14 protein-coding genes are annotated in these 14293 nt (G+C 67.0%); 9 read left to right on the top strand and 5 right to left on the bottom strand.

Features of this window, described 5'->3' with window-relative positions; all coding sequences use genetic code 11:
- The first annotated feature begins 153 nt into the window (after positions 1-153).
- Genes HMPREF9710_RS06680 through HMPREF9710_RS06660 form a run of 5 tightly spaced genes read left to right on the top strand, consistent with a single transcriptional unit; the run spans position 154 to position 5812 of the window.
- Positions 154-636 carry a CinA family protein gene (locus HMPREF9710_RS06680; RefSeq protein ID WP_005665036.1) on the top strand — a complete coding sequence of 161 codons (483 nt, stop codon included), beginning with the start codon at positions 154-156 and terminating at the stop codon, positions 634-636.
- 8 nt (positions 637-644) lie between these two features.
- Entirely contained in the window at positions 645-1586 is a 942-nt protein-coding gene (locus HMPREF9710_RS06675; RefSeq protein ID WP_005665034.1) for a metallophosphoesterase family protein, read from the top strand.
- A gap of 14 nt (positions 1587-1600) precedes the next feature.
- Complete coding sequence (locus HMPREF9710_RS06670) at positions 1601-4426, top strand: M16 family metallopeptidase (protein ID WP_005665032.1); 2826 nt, start codon at positions 1601-1603, stop codon at positions 4424-4426.
- Positions 4427-4484: 58 nt separating this feature from the next.
- The gene (locus HMPREF9710_RS06665) at positions 4485-4841 is read left to right on the top strand and encodes an ArsR/SmtB family transcription factor (RefSeq protein WP_005665031.1); all 357 of its coding nucleotides are present in this window, start codon (positions 4485-4487) and stop codon (positions 4839-4841) included.
- Complete coding sequence (locus HMPREF9710_RS06660; protein WP_005665030.1) at positions 4838-5812, top strand: cation diffusion facilitator family transporter; 975 nt, start codon at positions 4838-4840, stop codon at positions 5810-5812. Before HMPREF9710_RS06665 ends, HMPREF9710_RS06660 begins: the two co-directional genes overlap by 4 nt.
- A 6-nt stretch (positions 5813-5818) precedes the next feature.
- On the opposite strand, the gene cysK is transcribed toward HMPREF9710_RS06660, so the two are convergent.
- Genes cysK through tcdA form a run of 3 tightly spaced genes read right to left on the bottom strand, consistent with a single transcriptional unit; the run spans position 5819 to position 8250 of the window.
- Positions 5819-6751, bottom strand: coding sequence for a cysteine synthase A (gene cysK / locus HMPREF9710_RS06655; RefSeq protein WP_005665029.1), 933 nt, complete (start codon positions 6749-6751; stop codon positions 5819-5821).
- A 31-nt stretch (positions 6752-6782) separates the two neighbouring features.
- Positions 6783-7316, bottom strand: coding sequence for an FKBP-type peptidyl-prolyl cis-trans isomerase (locus tag HMPREF9710_RS06650; RefSeq protein ID WP_005665028.1), 534 nt, complete (start codon positions 7314-7316; stop codon positions 6783-6785).
- Between the two features lie 43 nt (positions 7317-7359).
- The gene (gene tcdA / locus HMPREF9710_RS06645) at positions 7360-8250 is read right to left on the bottom strand and encodes a tRNA cyclic N6-threonylcarbamoyladenosine(37) synthase TcdA (RefSeq protein WP_005665027.1); all 891 of its coding nucleotides are present in this window, start codon (positions 8248-8250) and stop codon (positions 7360-7362) included.
- 111 nt (positions 8251-8361) lie between these two features.
- Between tcdA and pdxH the strand changes: the two genes are divergently transcribed.
- Together pdxH and HMPREF9710_RS06635 are read left to right on the top strand one after the other, a co-directional pair.
- Positions 8362-9573, top strand: coding sequence for a pyridoxamine 5'-phosphate oxidase (gene pdxH, locus HMPREF9710_RS26980; protein WP_005665026.1), 1212 nt, complete (start codon positions 8362-8364; stop codon positions 9571-9573).
- Between the two features lie 62 nt (positions 9574-9635).
- The gene (locus HMPREF9710_RS06635; protein WP_005665025.1) at positions 9636-10856 is read left to right on the top strand and encodes a class I SAM-dependent methyltransferase; all 1221 of its coding nucleotides are present in this window, start codon (positions 9636-9638) and stop codon (positions 10854-10856) included.
- 39 nt (positions 10857-10895) lie between these two features.
- On the opposite strand, the gene msrA is transcribed toward HMPREF9710_RS06635, so the two are convergent.
- A complete protein-coding gene (gene msrA, locus HMPREF9710_RS06630; RefSeq protein WP_005665023.1) occupies positions 10896-11438 on the bottom strand; it encodes a peptide-methionine (S)-S-oxide reductase MsrA in 543 nt (180 codons plus the stop codon).
- Between the two features lie 135 nt (positions 11439-11573).
- On the opposite strand from msrA, the gene HMPREF9710_RS06625 reads away from it, so the two are divergent.
- Both HMPREF9710_RS06625 and HMPREF9710_RS06620 read left to right on the top strand, forming a co-directional pair.
- Positions 11574-12083, top strand: a complete 510-nt coding sequence (locus HMPREF9710_RS06625; RefSeq protein WP_005665021.1) for a flavin reductase family protein — start codon at positions 11574-11576, stop codon at positions 12081-12083.
- A 156-nt stretch (positions 12084-12239) separates the two neighbouring features.
- Positions 12240-13433 carry an acyl-CoA dehydrogenase gene (locus HMPREF9710_RS06620; RefSeq protein ID WP_005665019.1) on the top strand — a complete coding sequence of 398 codons (1194 nt, stop codon included), beginning with the start codon at positions 12240-12242 and terminating at the stop codon, positions 13431-13433.
- Here the strand turns inward: HMPREF9710_RS06620 and HMPREF9710_RS06615 are convergent, their stop codons facing one another.
- On the bottom strand, positions 13434-14258 hold the full coding sequence (locus tag HMPREF9710_RS06615) for an oxygenase MpaB family protein (RefSeq protein ID WP_218918182.1): 825 nt from the start codon (positions 14256-14258) through the stop codon (positions 13434-13436).
- Positions 14259-14293 lie beyond the last annotated feature (35 nt).

The raw sequence follows: 14293 nt of genomic DNA, 5'->3' as shown, positions 1-14293 counted from the left end.
GTAAACGTTCGCTCGCGGTTTGGGTAGCAATTTTTGAAACTTTGGCCTGCCGTTTGCTCACCGTGCGCTCGCGCCGCGCGCTAGAATGAAGCAAGTCCGACCGGTTTCCCGACGTGGCACTCGCCCGGCCGGCGGCTTGCAAAGGAGACGCACGTGACGAACGAACTCATCGATCTTGCCCAGAAAGTCAGCGACGCCCTCGGCCCCAAAAACCTGATGCTGGCCGCCGCCGAATCCTGCACCGGCGGCGGCATCGCCTACACGCTCACCGCCATCCCCGGCTCGGGCGACTGGTTCGACTGCGGCTTCGTGACCTATTCGAACACCGCCAAGAACGAGATGCTGGACGTGCCCGACGCCGTGATCGCCCAGTTCGGCGCGGTCAGCGAAGAGGTGGCCGCCGCCATGGCCGCGGGCGCCGTGGCCAACAGCAATGCCGACATCGGCGTCTCGACCACCGGCATCGCCGGCCCGACCGGCGCCGTGCCCGGCAAGCCGATCGGCACCGTGTGCTTCGGCTGGGCGCGCGGCGACCATGTCCATACCGAGCGCCTGGTATTCCCCGGCGACCGCGAGGCGGTGCGCGAGCAGGCCATCGCCCACGCGCTGCGCGGCATCCTGCGCTTCGTCGAGTAAGACCGGCGATGGCGCTGCGCCGCCCGGCCGCGGGCGCCATCCTGCTGTCGCTGGCCTGCGCAGCGCTTGGGCTGTCCCATGCAGCGCCCCATGCAGCGCCGGCCCACGCTTCATCCACGGCGCATACGGTCTATGCGGCCGGCGACATCGCGCGCTGCAAGCATCCCGACCCGCGCTGGTCGGGCGCCGCCGCCACCGCGACCCTGGTCGAATGGGCGCTGCGCGCCGACCCCAGGGCCGTGGTGCTGCCCCTGGGCGACCACACTTATCCGAATGGCACGGCGCGCGAATTCGCCGACTGCTACGCCCCGACCTGGGGCCGCTTTCGCGAGCGCACCTGGCCGACGCCGGGCAACCACGAGTACAACACCAAAGACGCCCTGCCCTATTTCGACTACTTCGGCATGCGCGCGCGCGGAGTCGACGGCAATGGCTATTACAGCCTGCGCTTGGGTTCGTGGCTGCTCGTTTCGCTCAACAGCAACCTGAAAGGCGAACGGCACGCGGCCCAGCTGGCGTGGCTGCGCGCCGAGCTGGAAAACAGCACCGCCTCTTGTACGCTGGCATTCTGGCACCATCCTTCCTTCAGTTCCGGCGGCCACCGCGGCCCGGGCCGGATGATCGATGCCTGGGACATCCTGCACCGGGCCGGGGCCGAGCTGGTGCTGTCCGGCCACGACCACGACTACGAGCGCTTCGCGCCCCAGGATGCCCGGGGGCGGCCGGACCGCGCGCGCGGCCTGCGCCAGTTCGTGGTCGGCACCGGCGGCGCCTACGCCACGCCTTTCCTGCGTATCCGGGATAATAGCGAGGTGCGCGAAGCCAGCTTCGACGGCGTGCTGCGTTTGCGGCTGCTGGCGGACGGCTATGAGTGGCAATTCCTGGCCGCCGAACCCGAGCGGGTGCCGGCCGGCGCGACGCTCGACCGCGGCATCGGCAGTTGTCATTGAATTACGGAGAGTATTTGAACATTTCCACCCTGATGGTCCCGGTGATGCTGGCCGCCGCTCCGGCTAGCGCGCCGGGCCAGGTCCCGGACCAGCCCCCTGCGACCGCCTCGGCGCCGGTCCCGTCGATCGCCTTCGAAAAAACCGTGCTGCCCAACGGCCTGCAGCTGATCCTGGTCGAGGACAAGCGCCTGCCGATCGTGGCCGTCAACCTGTGGTACCACGTGGGCCCGGCCAACGAGGCGCCCGGCTTGACCGGCTTCGCCCACCTGTTCGAGCACATGATGTTCGCCGCCACCCGCCACATCCCGCGCGGCGAGGCCGACCGCCTGCTCGAAGGCGCCGGCGCGACCGACAGCAATGGCGGCACCGGCTTCGACAGCACCAGCTACTACGACACGGTGCCGAGCAACCAGCTCGAGCTGGCGCTGTGGGTGCATGCCGACCGCATGGGCTACCTGCTGGACGTGCTCGACCAGCAGGCCTTGAGCAACCAGCAGGACGTGGTGCGCAACGAGCGCCGCCAGACCGTCGAGGGCGAGCCGTATGGCCTCGTCGAGGAAGCGCTGCTGCAGACGCTGTTCCCCAAGGGCCACCCGTATGCGGCCTCGATCATCGGCTCGCACGCCGACATCCAGGGCGCGCGGCTGGAAGACGTGCGCGCATTCTTCACCGACTACTATGGCCCCAACAACGCCAGCCTGGTGATCGCCGGCGACATCGACAAGGGCAAGACGCGCGAACTGGTGCAGCGCTATTTCGGCAGCCTGCGGCGCGGGCCGGACGTCGTGCGTCCCACGGTGGTCACGCCTTCGATCACGGCCGAGCGCCGCGTCGTGGTGCGCGACCGGGTCGAGCTGCCGCGCGTGTTCATGGGCTGGCTGACGCCAGCCGCCTACCAGCCGGGCGACGCCGAGCTGGCGGTGGCCGCCACCATCCTCGGCGGCGGCAAATCGAGCCGCCTGTACAAATCGCTGGTGTACGAACGCCAGATCGCGCAAGACGTGTCGAGCACCCAGACCTCGCTGGCCTTGAGCTCGACCTTCGTGGTCGACGTCACCGCGCGCGCCGGCCACACGCCGCAGGAACTGGAAGCGGCGATCGACGCCGAGCTGGAACGGCTGCGCAAGGACGGCCCGACCGAACGGGAAGTCGAACGCGCCCGCAACAGCCTGGAGACGGCCCTGCTGGCGTCGCTCGAAAAGCTCGGCGGCGACGGCCTGGCCGAGCAGCTCAACCACTACAACCTGTACACGGGCGACCCGGGCTACCTGGCCAGGGACCTGGCGCGCCTGCGCAGCATCGACGCGGCGGCCGTGCAGCGCGCGGTGCAGACCTGGCTCAAGCCGGAGGCGCGCGCCGTGGTGACCGGCGTGCCCGGCAAGCCGAAGGTCGACGATCCGCGCGCGTCCAAGCCGGTCAAGACCGCGCCGCAGCCCGCCCAAGCTGCGCTCAACGAGGCCGAACCGTGGCGTGCGACGCCGCCCGTGGCCGGCCCGACGCCAAAGGTGACGCTGCCGCGCGGAGAGAGCTTCAAGCTCAAGAACGGTTTGACTGTGATCCACCACCACAATCCGGCGCTGCCGCTGGTCTCGAGCCAGCTGGTGGTGAAAAGCGGCGGCGCGGCCAATCCGGTCAAGCTGCCCGGCCTGGCCGGCTTCACGGCCCAGATGCTGGAAGAAGGCACGGCCACGCGCAGCGCGCCGCAGATCGCGGACGAGATCGCGCAACTGGGCGCCTTCATGGACACCGGCAGCAGCGACGACGTCTCGACCGTGTCGCTGCTGGCGCTGCGCGCGACCTTTGCGCGCGCACTCGAGGTGGTGGCCGACATCGTCCAGCATCCGGCCTTCCCGGCGGCCGAGATCGAGCGCCAGCGGCAGGACCGCCTGGGTTCCCTGACGCAGCAGCGCGACGACCCTGAAACAGTGGCAGCCCTCGCCGCGGCGGGCGCCCTGTTCGGCAGCGGGCATCCGAAGGCCTATGGCCAGCTGGGGCTCGAAGACGCGATCCGCGCCACTACCCGTGCGGACATCGCCGGCTTCTGGCAGCGCCACTACGTGCCCTCTAATGCGGCGCTGGTGGTCACCGGCGACATCACGCGCGCCGAGCTGGAAGCGCTGGCCGTGGCGCAATTCGGCGCCTGGCCGGCCGCCGACGCACCCGAGGTGAAGCCGGCCGAGACCCGTCCCACGGCGGCGCGCCTGGTGCTGGTCGACCAGCCGGACGCCGGTCAAACGGCGCTGCAGGTGGCCTGCATGGGCCCGAGTCGCGACACGCCCGACTTCCCGGCCCTGCAAGTGATGAACGGCGCGCTGGGCGGCATGTTCTCGAGCCGGCTCAACAACAACCTGCGCGAAACCAAAGGCTATACCTACGGCATCTACTCGCACTTCGACTACGACCGCACTCCGGCGCCGTTCTCGGTCGAGGCCAGCGTACAGCAGGACGCCACCGGAGAATCGGTGCGCGAGATCCTGCGCGAGATCGCGGCCATGCGCGAACAGCCCTTGTCGCAGGCCGAACTCGACGCGGCGCGCAATGCCCAGCTATTGTCGCTGCCGGGCCAGTTCGAGACCAATGCCGACATCGGCGCCAGCCTGACCGAGTTGTTCGTGTATGGCCTGGCGCCGGATTACTACGATCGCCTGGCGCGGGAGCTGGCGCAGGTCGGCGTGGAAGACGTGCGCAGAGTCGCGCGGGAGTATCTCGATCCGGACCGGATGATCGTGGTGGCGGTGGGCGAGCGGCGCAAGATCCTGCCGCAGTTGCAGAAGCTCGGGCTGGGACAGCCTGAAGAGCGCGACGACGACGGCCAGCCGCTGGACACGAAACGACGCTGAACAACACCGCGCTTGCCCGGCGCGGTTGTTTTCGCCTAACATATGAACATCTATTCACATGTTAGAGCCAAACTTGACGACCGCACACCCGCCTGCCCAACCGATCGCCCCACCGCCCGAGGAAGCGATCGGCCAGCTGGCCGACCTGTTCCACCTGCTGGGCGACCCGACCCGGCTGCGCATCGTGCTGGCTTGCCTGGCCCAGCCGACGGCGGTGGGCGATATCGCGGCCGGCCTGATGCTGTCCAGCTCGCTGGTCAGCCACCACCTGCGCCTGCTGCGCGCGGCCCGCATCGTCAAGGCCGAGCGCCAGGGCAAGCAGGTCTTTTATTCGGCTGCCGACGCCCACATCAGCAGCCTGCTCTCCACCATGTTCGAACACATCGCCGAACCCGCCAACGGAATGGACGCATGAACCACGCACACGACCACCAGCACGGACACGATCATCACGACCACGATCACGGCCATTCCCATGGCTTCGGACACCACCACCACCACATGCCCTCGCCCGATGGCCATGGCCGCGCCTTCGCACTGGCGATCGGCCTGAACCTGGCCTTCGTCATCGTCGAGTTCACCTACGGCTTCATCGCCCACTCCACCGCGCTGATGGCCGACGCCGGCCACAACCTGTCCGACGTGCTGGGCCTGATGCTGGCCTGGGGCGCCGCCCTGCTGGCCAAGAGCGCGCCCAAGGGCCGCTACACCTATGGCCTGCGCGGCTCGTCGATCCTGGCGGCGCTGGGCAACGGCCTGCTGCTGATGGTGGCCTGCGGCGCCATCGCCTGGGAGGCGGTGCAGCGCATCGCCGAGCCGGCGCCGGTGGCCGGCGCCACGGTCTCGATCGTGGCCGCCATTGGCGTCGTCATCAACGGCTTCTCGGCCTGGTTGTTTTTAGCCGGCAGCAAGGGCGACCTGAACATCCGCGGCGCCTACCTGCACATGGCGGCCGACGCCGCGCTGTCGCTGGGCGTGGTCATCTCGGGCCTGGCGATCATGTATTCGGGCTGGACCTGGATCGATCCGATCGTGAGCCTGGGGATCGTGGTGGTGATCGTGATCGGCACCTGGTCGCTGCTGCGCGAGTCGGTGCAGCTGTCGATGGCGGCCGTGCCGCCGAACGTCGACGCGGGCAAGGTGCAGGCCTTCCTGGCCGGCCAGCCCGGCGTGACCGAAGTCCATGACCTGCATATCTGGGCCATGAGCACGACCGAGACCGCGCTCACCGCCCACCTGGTGATCCCGGGCGGCTACCCGGGCGACGCGACGCTCGACGCCATCGAACACACGTTGCGCGAAAAGTATGCGATCCACCACTCCACGCTGCAGGTGGAACAGGGGACGATCCATCACCACTGCACCTTGCAGGGCCACGCGCACTGACGAGGTTCAGCCTGCCAGGTTGGCGTACAGTGCCGTGCTGAGGTAACGCTCGCCGAACGAGGGGATGATGACGACGATCAGCTTGCCTGCGTTCTCCGGCCGGCGCGCTACCTGGATCGCGGCCCACAGCGCCGCGCCCGACGAGATGCCGACCAGCAGCCCCTCCTCGCGCGCCGCGGCGCGCGCCGTCTCGAAGGCATCCTCGTTCTTCACGCAAATGACTTCGTCGTAGGACGCGGTATTCAGGACCTGCGGCACGAAGCCGGCCCCGATGCCCTGGATCGGGTGCGGGCCCTTGCTTCCCTTCGACAGCATCGGCGACGCCTCGGGTTCCACGGCGATCGCCTGGAAGCCTAGGCGGCGCGGGCGGATAGACTCGCTGACGCCGGTGATGGTGCCGCCGGTGCCGACGCCCGCCACCAGGATGTCGATCTTGCCGTCGGTGTCGCGCCAGATTTCCTCGGCCGTGGTGCGGCGGTGCACCTCGGGGTTGGCGGGATTGTTGAATTGCTGCGGCATGAAAGCGCGCGGATCGTTCGCGACGATCTCTTCGGCGCGCCGGATGGCGCCCAGCATGCCTTCGCTGCCGGGCGTGAGCACCAGCTCGGCGCCGTAGGCGCGCAACAGCATGCGCCGCTCGTTGCTCATGGTCTCGGGCATCACCAGCTTGCAGCGGTAGCCGCGCGCCGCGCACACCATCGCCAGCGCGATGCCGGTATTGCCGCTGGTGGGCTCGACGACCGTGGTGTCGGGGGTGATGAGGCCGGCCGCCTCGGCGGCCTCGATCATGGCCAGGCCGATGCGGTCCTTGACGCTGTGCGCGGGATTGTGGAATTCGAGCTTGCCGACCAGGTCGGCCTTGCTCTCCATCGCCAGCTTGCGGATGCGCACCAGCGGGGTATTGCCAATCAGTTCAGTGACATCGTTCGCGATTCTCATGCCGCCTCCCGTTGTCGAACAAATTTTGACGTTATCGGACGTCCAGCAGTTCCACGTCGAAGATCAGGTCGGAATCGGGCGGGATCACGCCGCCGCCCGCGCCGCGCTTGCCGTAGGCAAGCGCGCTCGGGATGATCAGGGTGCGCTTGCCGCCGACCTTCATGCCGGCCACGCCCTGCTCCCAGCCCTTGATGACGCGGCCCGCGCCGAGCTGGAACTCGAGCGGCTCGCGGCCTGGCTCGAGCGAGGAGTCGAACTTGCGGCCGCGCTGCTGCCGGGCCAGCGGCTTGTGGAACCAGCCGGAGTAGTTGACCACGACATTGCTGCCCAGCGTCGCTTCCTTGCCGGTGCCGACCACGCGGTCGACGATCTCGACCTGGGGCGCCGGGGCCTCGGCCACCGGCGCCGGAACCTGGTTGTCAGGCGGCGCGACCGGCGGCGTGCTCGACTGCTGCACGTCCGGCGGCGGCTGGGTGGTCGGCTTGCTGGCGTCCTGCGCGCCTTCCTGCGCCTGGACGCTCGCGGCGGCCAGCAGCAGTGCAATGAATGCGGATCGACGAATCATGAGTGCTCTTCCAAGAATAGGCAACCGGACGGTTGCAACAATCTTATGATAACAAGGCCGCTTCAGCTTGCACAGTTTGCACTGCCGGTACAGCACTGGCCTCCAGGGCCGCCTCTGCATTGGCTGCCTCAGCCAGGCGGCGCAGCACCTGTCCGGCCGTCACCATGCCGAAGGTCGCGGTGACGACCATGCTCGAACCGAAACCGGCGCAGTTCAGGCCCGTGATGCTGTTCGGATCGACCGCGCAGGCATCGCCAGCATCGGGATAGCGCAGCGGTTCCATCGAGAACACGGCGTCGATATGGTATTTCTGCTTTTCGCCGCGCGAAAAGCCGTATTGCGCGCGCAGGATCTTGCGCACTTTCTTGAGCAGCGGTTCTTGCTCGGTGCGGGCCAGGTCGCGGATCTCGACCTTGGTCGGATCGATCTGGCCGCCCGCGCCGCCCACCACCACCAGCGGCATCTTGTTGGCGCTGCACCAGGCGATCAGGGCCGCCTTCGGTTTCACGCTGTCGATGGCGTCGACCACGTAATCGAAATTCTTGTCGGCGATCATTGCCGGGATGTTCTCGACGTCGATAAAATCCTCGACCAGCGTGACCTGGCAGAACGGATTGATCTGGGCGATGCGTTGCTTGAGCGCCTCGATCTTGGCCATGCCGACGGTCGACGACAGCGCCTGGATCTGGCGGTTGATGTTCGACTCGGCCACATTGTCGAGGTCGATCAGGGTCAGGTGGCCGACCGCGCTGCGCGCCAGCGCCTCGACCACCCACGAGCCGACGCCGCCGACGCCGATCACGCAGACGTGCGCCGCGCGGAAACGTTCCAGCGCACGCTCACCGTACAGGCGTGCGATGCCGCCGAAGCGGCGCGCAAAGTCGACTTCCTCGTCCAACGTTGCCGAAAAGAGCTGAGTGTTGATCTGGTTCATCCCAATATTGTAGCGGACAGCACTTTCGCATCTGCACTAAAATACCTCTTAGATAACCAAATAGTGGTGCGCCAAACTTGTCGCGTGTCACTAAAATGCCACTGGATTGCCATGAGCTCGCTGCTGCCCGACACCGCCCCCGATTTCGATCAACCGATCGCCGTGCTCAAGCATTGCCACGGACGCATCCGCAAGCAGCTCGCGACCCTGGAAAAGCTGCTGGAACACCTGCCCCAGCACGGCGCCGACGACCAGGCGCGCCAGGCGGCAAGCGCGGTGCTGCGCTATTTCGACAAGGCCGCCCACCTGCACCACGACGACGAGGAGCAGGACCTGATCCCGATGCTGCGCGCCACCGCCCAGGGCGACGACGCCGCCATCCTGCAGGCGCTGGCGCCGACCATCCTGCAAGACCACAAGGATATGGATGCGTTGTGGCAAGACCTGCACGAGCAGCTGACCGCCATCGCCGAAGGCACGGGCACGGTGCTGTCGGAAAGCCAGGTGCGGCGCTTCGTGGCCAGCTATACCTCCCACATGGAGCGCGAGGAAAGCAATATTGCGCCGATGGCGCTGCGCCTGTTCTCGCCGGAGCAGATGGCGCGCCTGGGCCAGGCCATGCAACTGCGGCGCGGCATCGCGGCATCGGGAACACCTGCGACTACGCCGCTGTCACCGGCCCTGGGCCAGGCCGTGGCCGATCTGCGCAAGGACTACGGCCAGGCCAGCCTCGACGAAGCCGACGTGCTGGACGACCCGATCGACCAGTTCACGGCCTGGTTCGAGCAGGCCCTGAAGGCCGAGGTGAATGAACCGAATGCGATGTCGCTGTCCACCGTGGCCGCCAATGGCCGCCCGAGCTCGCGCATCGTGCTGGTCAAGCAATTCGATGCGCGCGGCTTCTCGTGGTACACGAATTACGACAGCAAGAAGGGTTCGGATTTGCGCGAAAACAGTGTCGCCGCATTGCTGTTCTTCTGGAGCGAACTCGAACGCCAGGTACGCATCGAAGGTCGTGTGGAGCGCACGACGCCTGACGAAAGCGACCGTTATTTCCGCAGCCGTCCACTCAAGAGCCGGCTGTCGGCGATCGCCTCGAAGCAGAGCGCGCCGATCGCCAGCCGTGCGCAACTCGAACAGAACTATGACGTCGTGGCGCAGGGGGCCGGCGAGGATCCGGCGCGTCCCGACAACTGGGGCGGCTACCGCCTGATCCCCGACCGTATCGAATTCTGGCAAGGCCGGCGTTCGCGCTTCCATGACCGCATCGTCTACGAGCGGCGGGAAGACGGCGGCTGGACGCGCCAGCGTTTGCAACCGTAGTTTGCAACCGTAACCGGCCAGGAGCCGCGGCCGGCTACGCCTTTGATAAAAAGGGGTGGACCGTGTTCGATCAGATCAAGCTGTCGGCCTGGCAAGCAGGCCTGCGCGGCAAATTGCCGCAACTGTCACTGCCGCTGCGCGTGGAGCTGTGGAACGGTGAACGCATCGACCTGTCGCCCGATCCGCCACGGGTCACCATCCGCATCCCCGGCCCCGCCGCGCTGCGCTACCTGCGCTCCCCTTCCCTGTACAGCCTGGGCCGCGCCTACGTCGAAGGCGCGATCGAGGTGATGGGGCGTGCGGCCGACATCATCGCCATCGGCAATGCGCTGGCGGCGTCCGGCGCGGCCGACACGAGGCGCGGCCGCCTGGCCGATGCGCTGGGCTTCCGGAAAAACCACACGCGCGAATCCGACCGCGACGCGATCCGCTACCACTACGACGTCTCCAACGAGTTCTACGCCGCCTGGCTCGATCCCGGCATGGTGTATTCCTGCGCCTACTTCGAGGGAGGCGACGAAGACCTGGCCACCGCGCAGGTCAAGAAGATCGACCACATCCTGCGCAAGATCGACCTGCGTCCCGGCCAGACCCTGCTCGACATCGGCTGCGGCTGGGGGGCGCTGGCGCTGCGCGCGGCCGAAAAATTCGGCGCGCGCTGCGTGGGCATCACGCTGTCCGAAAACCAGGCCGCGCTGGCGCGCGAACGGGTAGCAAAAGCCGGGCTGCAAGACCGGATCGAGATCCGGCTGCAGGACTACCGCGACGTCGACGGCCGCTTCGAGCGCATCACCAGCGTGGGCATGTTCGAGCACGTCGGCGTGCAGCACCTGAAGGATTATTTCGCGCGGGTGGCCGACCTGCTGGCCCCTGGCGGCGTGGCAATGAATCACGGGATCACCACCACCGACGTCGACAATGGCGCGACGCCCTACGGCGGTGGCCAGTTCATCGACGAATACGTGTTCCCGCAGGGAGAATTGGCGCACCTGGCCACCGTGGTGCGGGCGATGCAGGAAGGCGGCCTGGAAGTGCGCGACGTGGAAAACCTGCGCCGCCACTACGCCCATACCTGCGCGCTCTGGACCGACAATTTCGAGAGCAATGCGGCCCACATCCGCACCCTGACCGATCCGAAGCGCTTCCGCATCTGGCACGTGTACCTGGCCGGCTGCGCCTACGCCTTCGCCCACGACCGGATCAGCCTGTACCAGATCGTGTGCGGCAAGACGGGAAGCGACGTGGCGCAGCTGCCGTGGTCGAGGAGGTATATGTATGCCTGAATGTCTGCCTGAATGTCTGCCTGAGTCCCTGCCCGACCATCAGGCCTTCAGGCGATCCGTGAAGGTCTTGCGGAACTTGGCCACCTTCGGCGCCACCACGAAGGCGCAATAGCCCTGCAGCGGGTGCTGGGCGAAATAGTTCTGGTGATAGTCCTCGGCCTTGTACCAGGTTTCCTGGGGCTTGACCTCGGTGACGATCGGCGCATCCCACACCAGGCCCATCTCGCCGATCACCTTGTGCGCGATCTCGGCCTGTTCCGGCGAGGTGGTAAAGATCACCGAGCGGTACTGCGTGCCGACGTCATTGCCCTGGCGGTTCAGGGTGGTCGGGTCGTGGATGGTGAAAAAGATCTCGAGGATGTCGCGGTAGCTGATCACGGCAGGATCGAATTCGAGACGCACCACCTCGGCGTGGCCGGTGGCGCCGCCGCACACCGCCTCATAGGTCGGATGGTCGACCTGGCCGCCCATATAGCCGGATTCGACGCGGGTGACGCCGCGCGCCTCGAGGTAAACCGCTTCGACGCACCAGAAGCATCCTCCGCCGAGGATGGCGACTTCGGCTGCTTTTTGCTCACTCATAGTTCACCTTGGCATTTGTCAGATTAGATATCCTTTAATGTAGCGCAAAGTGCCCCATCCTGCATCGAACTGCCTGCATACGCGGCAAGGACTCCCCCGACGATGGCATAATGAGCGCCAACGTTCAGGAATCGCATGAATACACTTTCCGCCCGCGCCACGACGCGCGGCTTCGATACAACACATTTCCGCCACGCCCTGTCGCAATTCGCGACCGGCGTGACCGTCATTACCACGCGCCTGGCCGACGGCAGCTTCCGCGGCCTGACCGCCAGCTCCTTCAATTCGGTCTCGCTCGACCCGCCGCTGGTCTTGTGGAGCCTGGGCGCCGGCGCCAACAGCCTGCCCATTTTCAGCGGCAACTCGCACTACGTGATCAATGTGCTGTCGGCCGGCCAGCAAGAACTGGCGCTGCGCTTCTCGCGCCGCACCGAGAATCCGTTCGAGGGCGTCGAGTACGAACTGTCGCGCACCGGCCTGCCGATCCTGAAAGGCGTGTCGGCGTGGTTCGAATGCCACAACCGCAGCCGCTATCCCGAAGGCGACCATGTCATCTTCGTCGGCGAGGTCGAGGAGTGCCAGGTCCATCCGCAATCGGCCCTGATCTTCCACGGCGGCAAGTTCGGCAGCACGGCGCCGCGCTGACCTTGTCAGCTTGCCGTCAGCACGGCAGGATGCATCGATAAAAAATGAAAATGCCTGTCGCAGTTTCAAAAGATGCGGGTGCGGCACGTTTCTATAATGTTCAGGCGCGCCGCGCGTGCTACCGACCAAACTAGAACTTAGAGACAGGATTTTGCGATGACCCGTACCGACTCGTCCAAGAAAGCTTCTTTCCACTGGGATGACCCGCTGCTGCTGAACAGCCAGCTGACTGACGACGAGCGCATGGTGCGCGACGCGGCGGCGGCCTATTGCCAGGACAAGCTGCAGCCGCGCATTCTCGAGGCGTTCCGCCACGAGACCATGGACGTCTCGATCTTCCGCGAAATGGGCGAGCTGGGCCTGCTGGGCCCGACCATTCCCGAGCAGTACGGCGGCCCCGGCCTCAACTACGTCGCCTATGGCCTGATCGCGCGCGAAGTCGAGCGCGTCGACTCCGGCTACCGCTCGATGATGAGCGTGCAATCCTCGCTGGTGATGGTGCCGATCTTTGAATTCGGCAATGAGGAAACGCGCCAGAAATACCTGCCGAAGCTGGCCACCGGCGAATGGATCGGCTGCTTCGGCCTGACCGAACCCAACCACGGCTCGGACCCGGCCTCGATGGTCACCCGCGCGCGCAAGGTGGACGGCGGTTACAGCCTGACCGGCAGCAAGATGTGGATCACCAACTCGCCGGTCGCCGACGTGTTCGTGGTGTGGGCCAAGGACGACGAAGGCGCGATCCGCGGCTTCGTGCTCGAGAAAGGCTGGAAAGGCTTGAGCGCGCCAGCAATCCACGGCAAGTTCGGCCTGCGCGCCTCGGTCACCGGCGAAATCGTCATGGACAATGTGTTCTGCCCGGAAGAAAACGCGTTCCCGGACGTGCGCGGCCTGAAGGGCCCGTTCACCTGCCTGAACTCGGCGCGCTACGGCATCGCCTGGGGCGCGCTGGGCGCGGCCGAAGACTGCTGGCACACCGCGCGCCGGTACACCATGGACCGCACCCAGTTCGGCAAACCCCTGGCGGCGAACCAGCTGGTGCAGAAGAAGCTGGCCGACATGCAGACCGAGATCACCCTCGGCCTGCAAGGGTGCCTGCGCCTGGGCCGCATGAAGGACGAAGGCACGGCGGCGGTCGAGATCACCTCGATCATGAAGCGCAACTCGTGCGGCAAGGCGCTGGACATCGCCCGCGTCGCGCGCGACATGCTGGGCGGTAACGGCATCTCGGACGAGTTCGGCATCATCCGCCACATGGTCAACCTCGAGGTGGTCAACACCTATGAAGGCACGCACGACATCCACGCCCTGATCCTGGGCCGCGCCCAGACCGGCATCGCGGCGTTCTGATCAACGTTGGGCGACGCGCCGCGCGGCCTGGGCCTGCGGCGTGTCGCCCAGCGGCGCCAGCGCGGCGCCCCGCGCCAGGGCGCGCACCAGCGCCGCTTCGCCGAAACGCAGTCCCCGCCCGCGCAGCTGCGGCAGCGAGCGCACCGGCTCGGGCGTGATCTCCACCGCGGCGCGCACCAGCAGGCGCTGCAATGGATGCAAAGGCGCCGGCACGATGGGGGCCGCGCCCATGATCCGCATGAAATCCGCGAGGATGCCTGATCCTTCCAGCCCTGGCGCGGCCTGCGCCAGCATCGTCTCCCATTCCTTCCATGAACGCGGTGCGCCGGTCGCGCCATACAGGCGCGCTGCCGGCTCCGATTCGGCGAAGGCGGCGTCCTTCTCGGCAGCGGACAGCGGCCGCACGTAGCGGTGATAGGCCTCGGTGAACCCGAACGAGGCGGTCGCCTGCACCCAGTCGAGCAGGCGCGGATCGTTGGCGTGGTAGGCGCGGCCGTCGGGCGTGCGGCCCTCGACCCGCCCGTGCATGCGCACCACGCGCGCGATCATCTTCTCGGCCTCTGAGCGGGGGCCATACACCGTCATCATCGCCGCGAAGCCGGTGCGGCGCAGGCGCGTGCCCGGATCGCGCTGGAAGCTGCTGTGGTCCCATACGCCCGAGCGCACCGACGGTTCGGCCAGTTCGAGCAGCACCGCCGTCACCCCGCCCACGAACAGGGCGACCGGGTTGGCGAAGACCTGCCACGCAATGCCGTCATGCGGCGCCAGCGCCGGCTCGCCCGCGGGCTGGCTGAAATCGCAGACCATGCCCGCAGGCGCTTGCATCAAGTCCCGTACCGCATTCAACATTGCTGCCTCTC

Source organism: Massilia timonae CCUG 45783 (assembly GCF_000315425.1).
GTDB classification, from domain to species: domain Bacteria; phylum Pseudomonadota; class Gammaproteobacteria; order Burkholderiales; family Burkholderiaceae_D; genus Telluria; species Telluria timonae.
The sequence above is the reverse complement of the archived record's forward strand: the minus strand, read 5'-3'. Positions and strand labels throughout refer to the sequence as shown.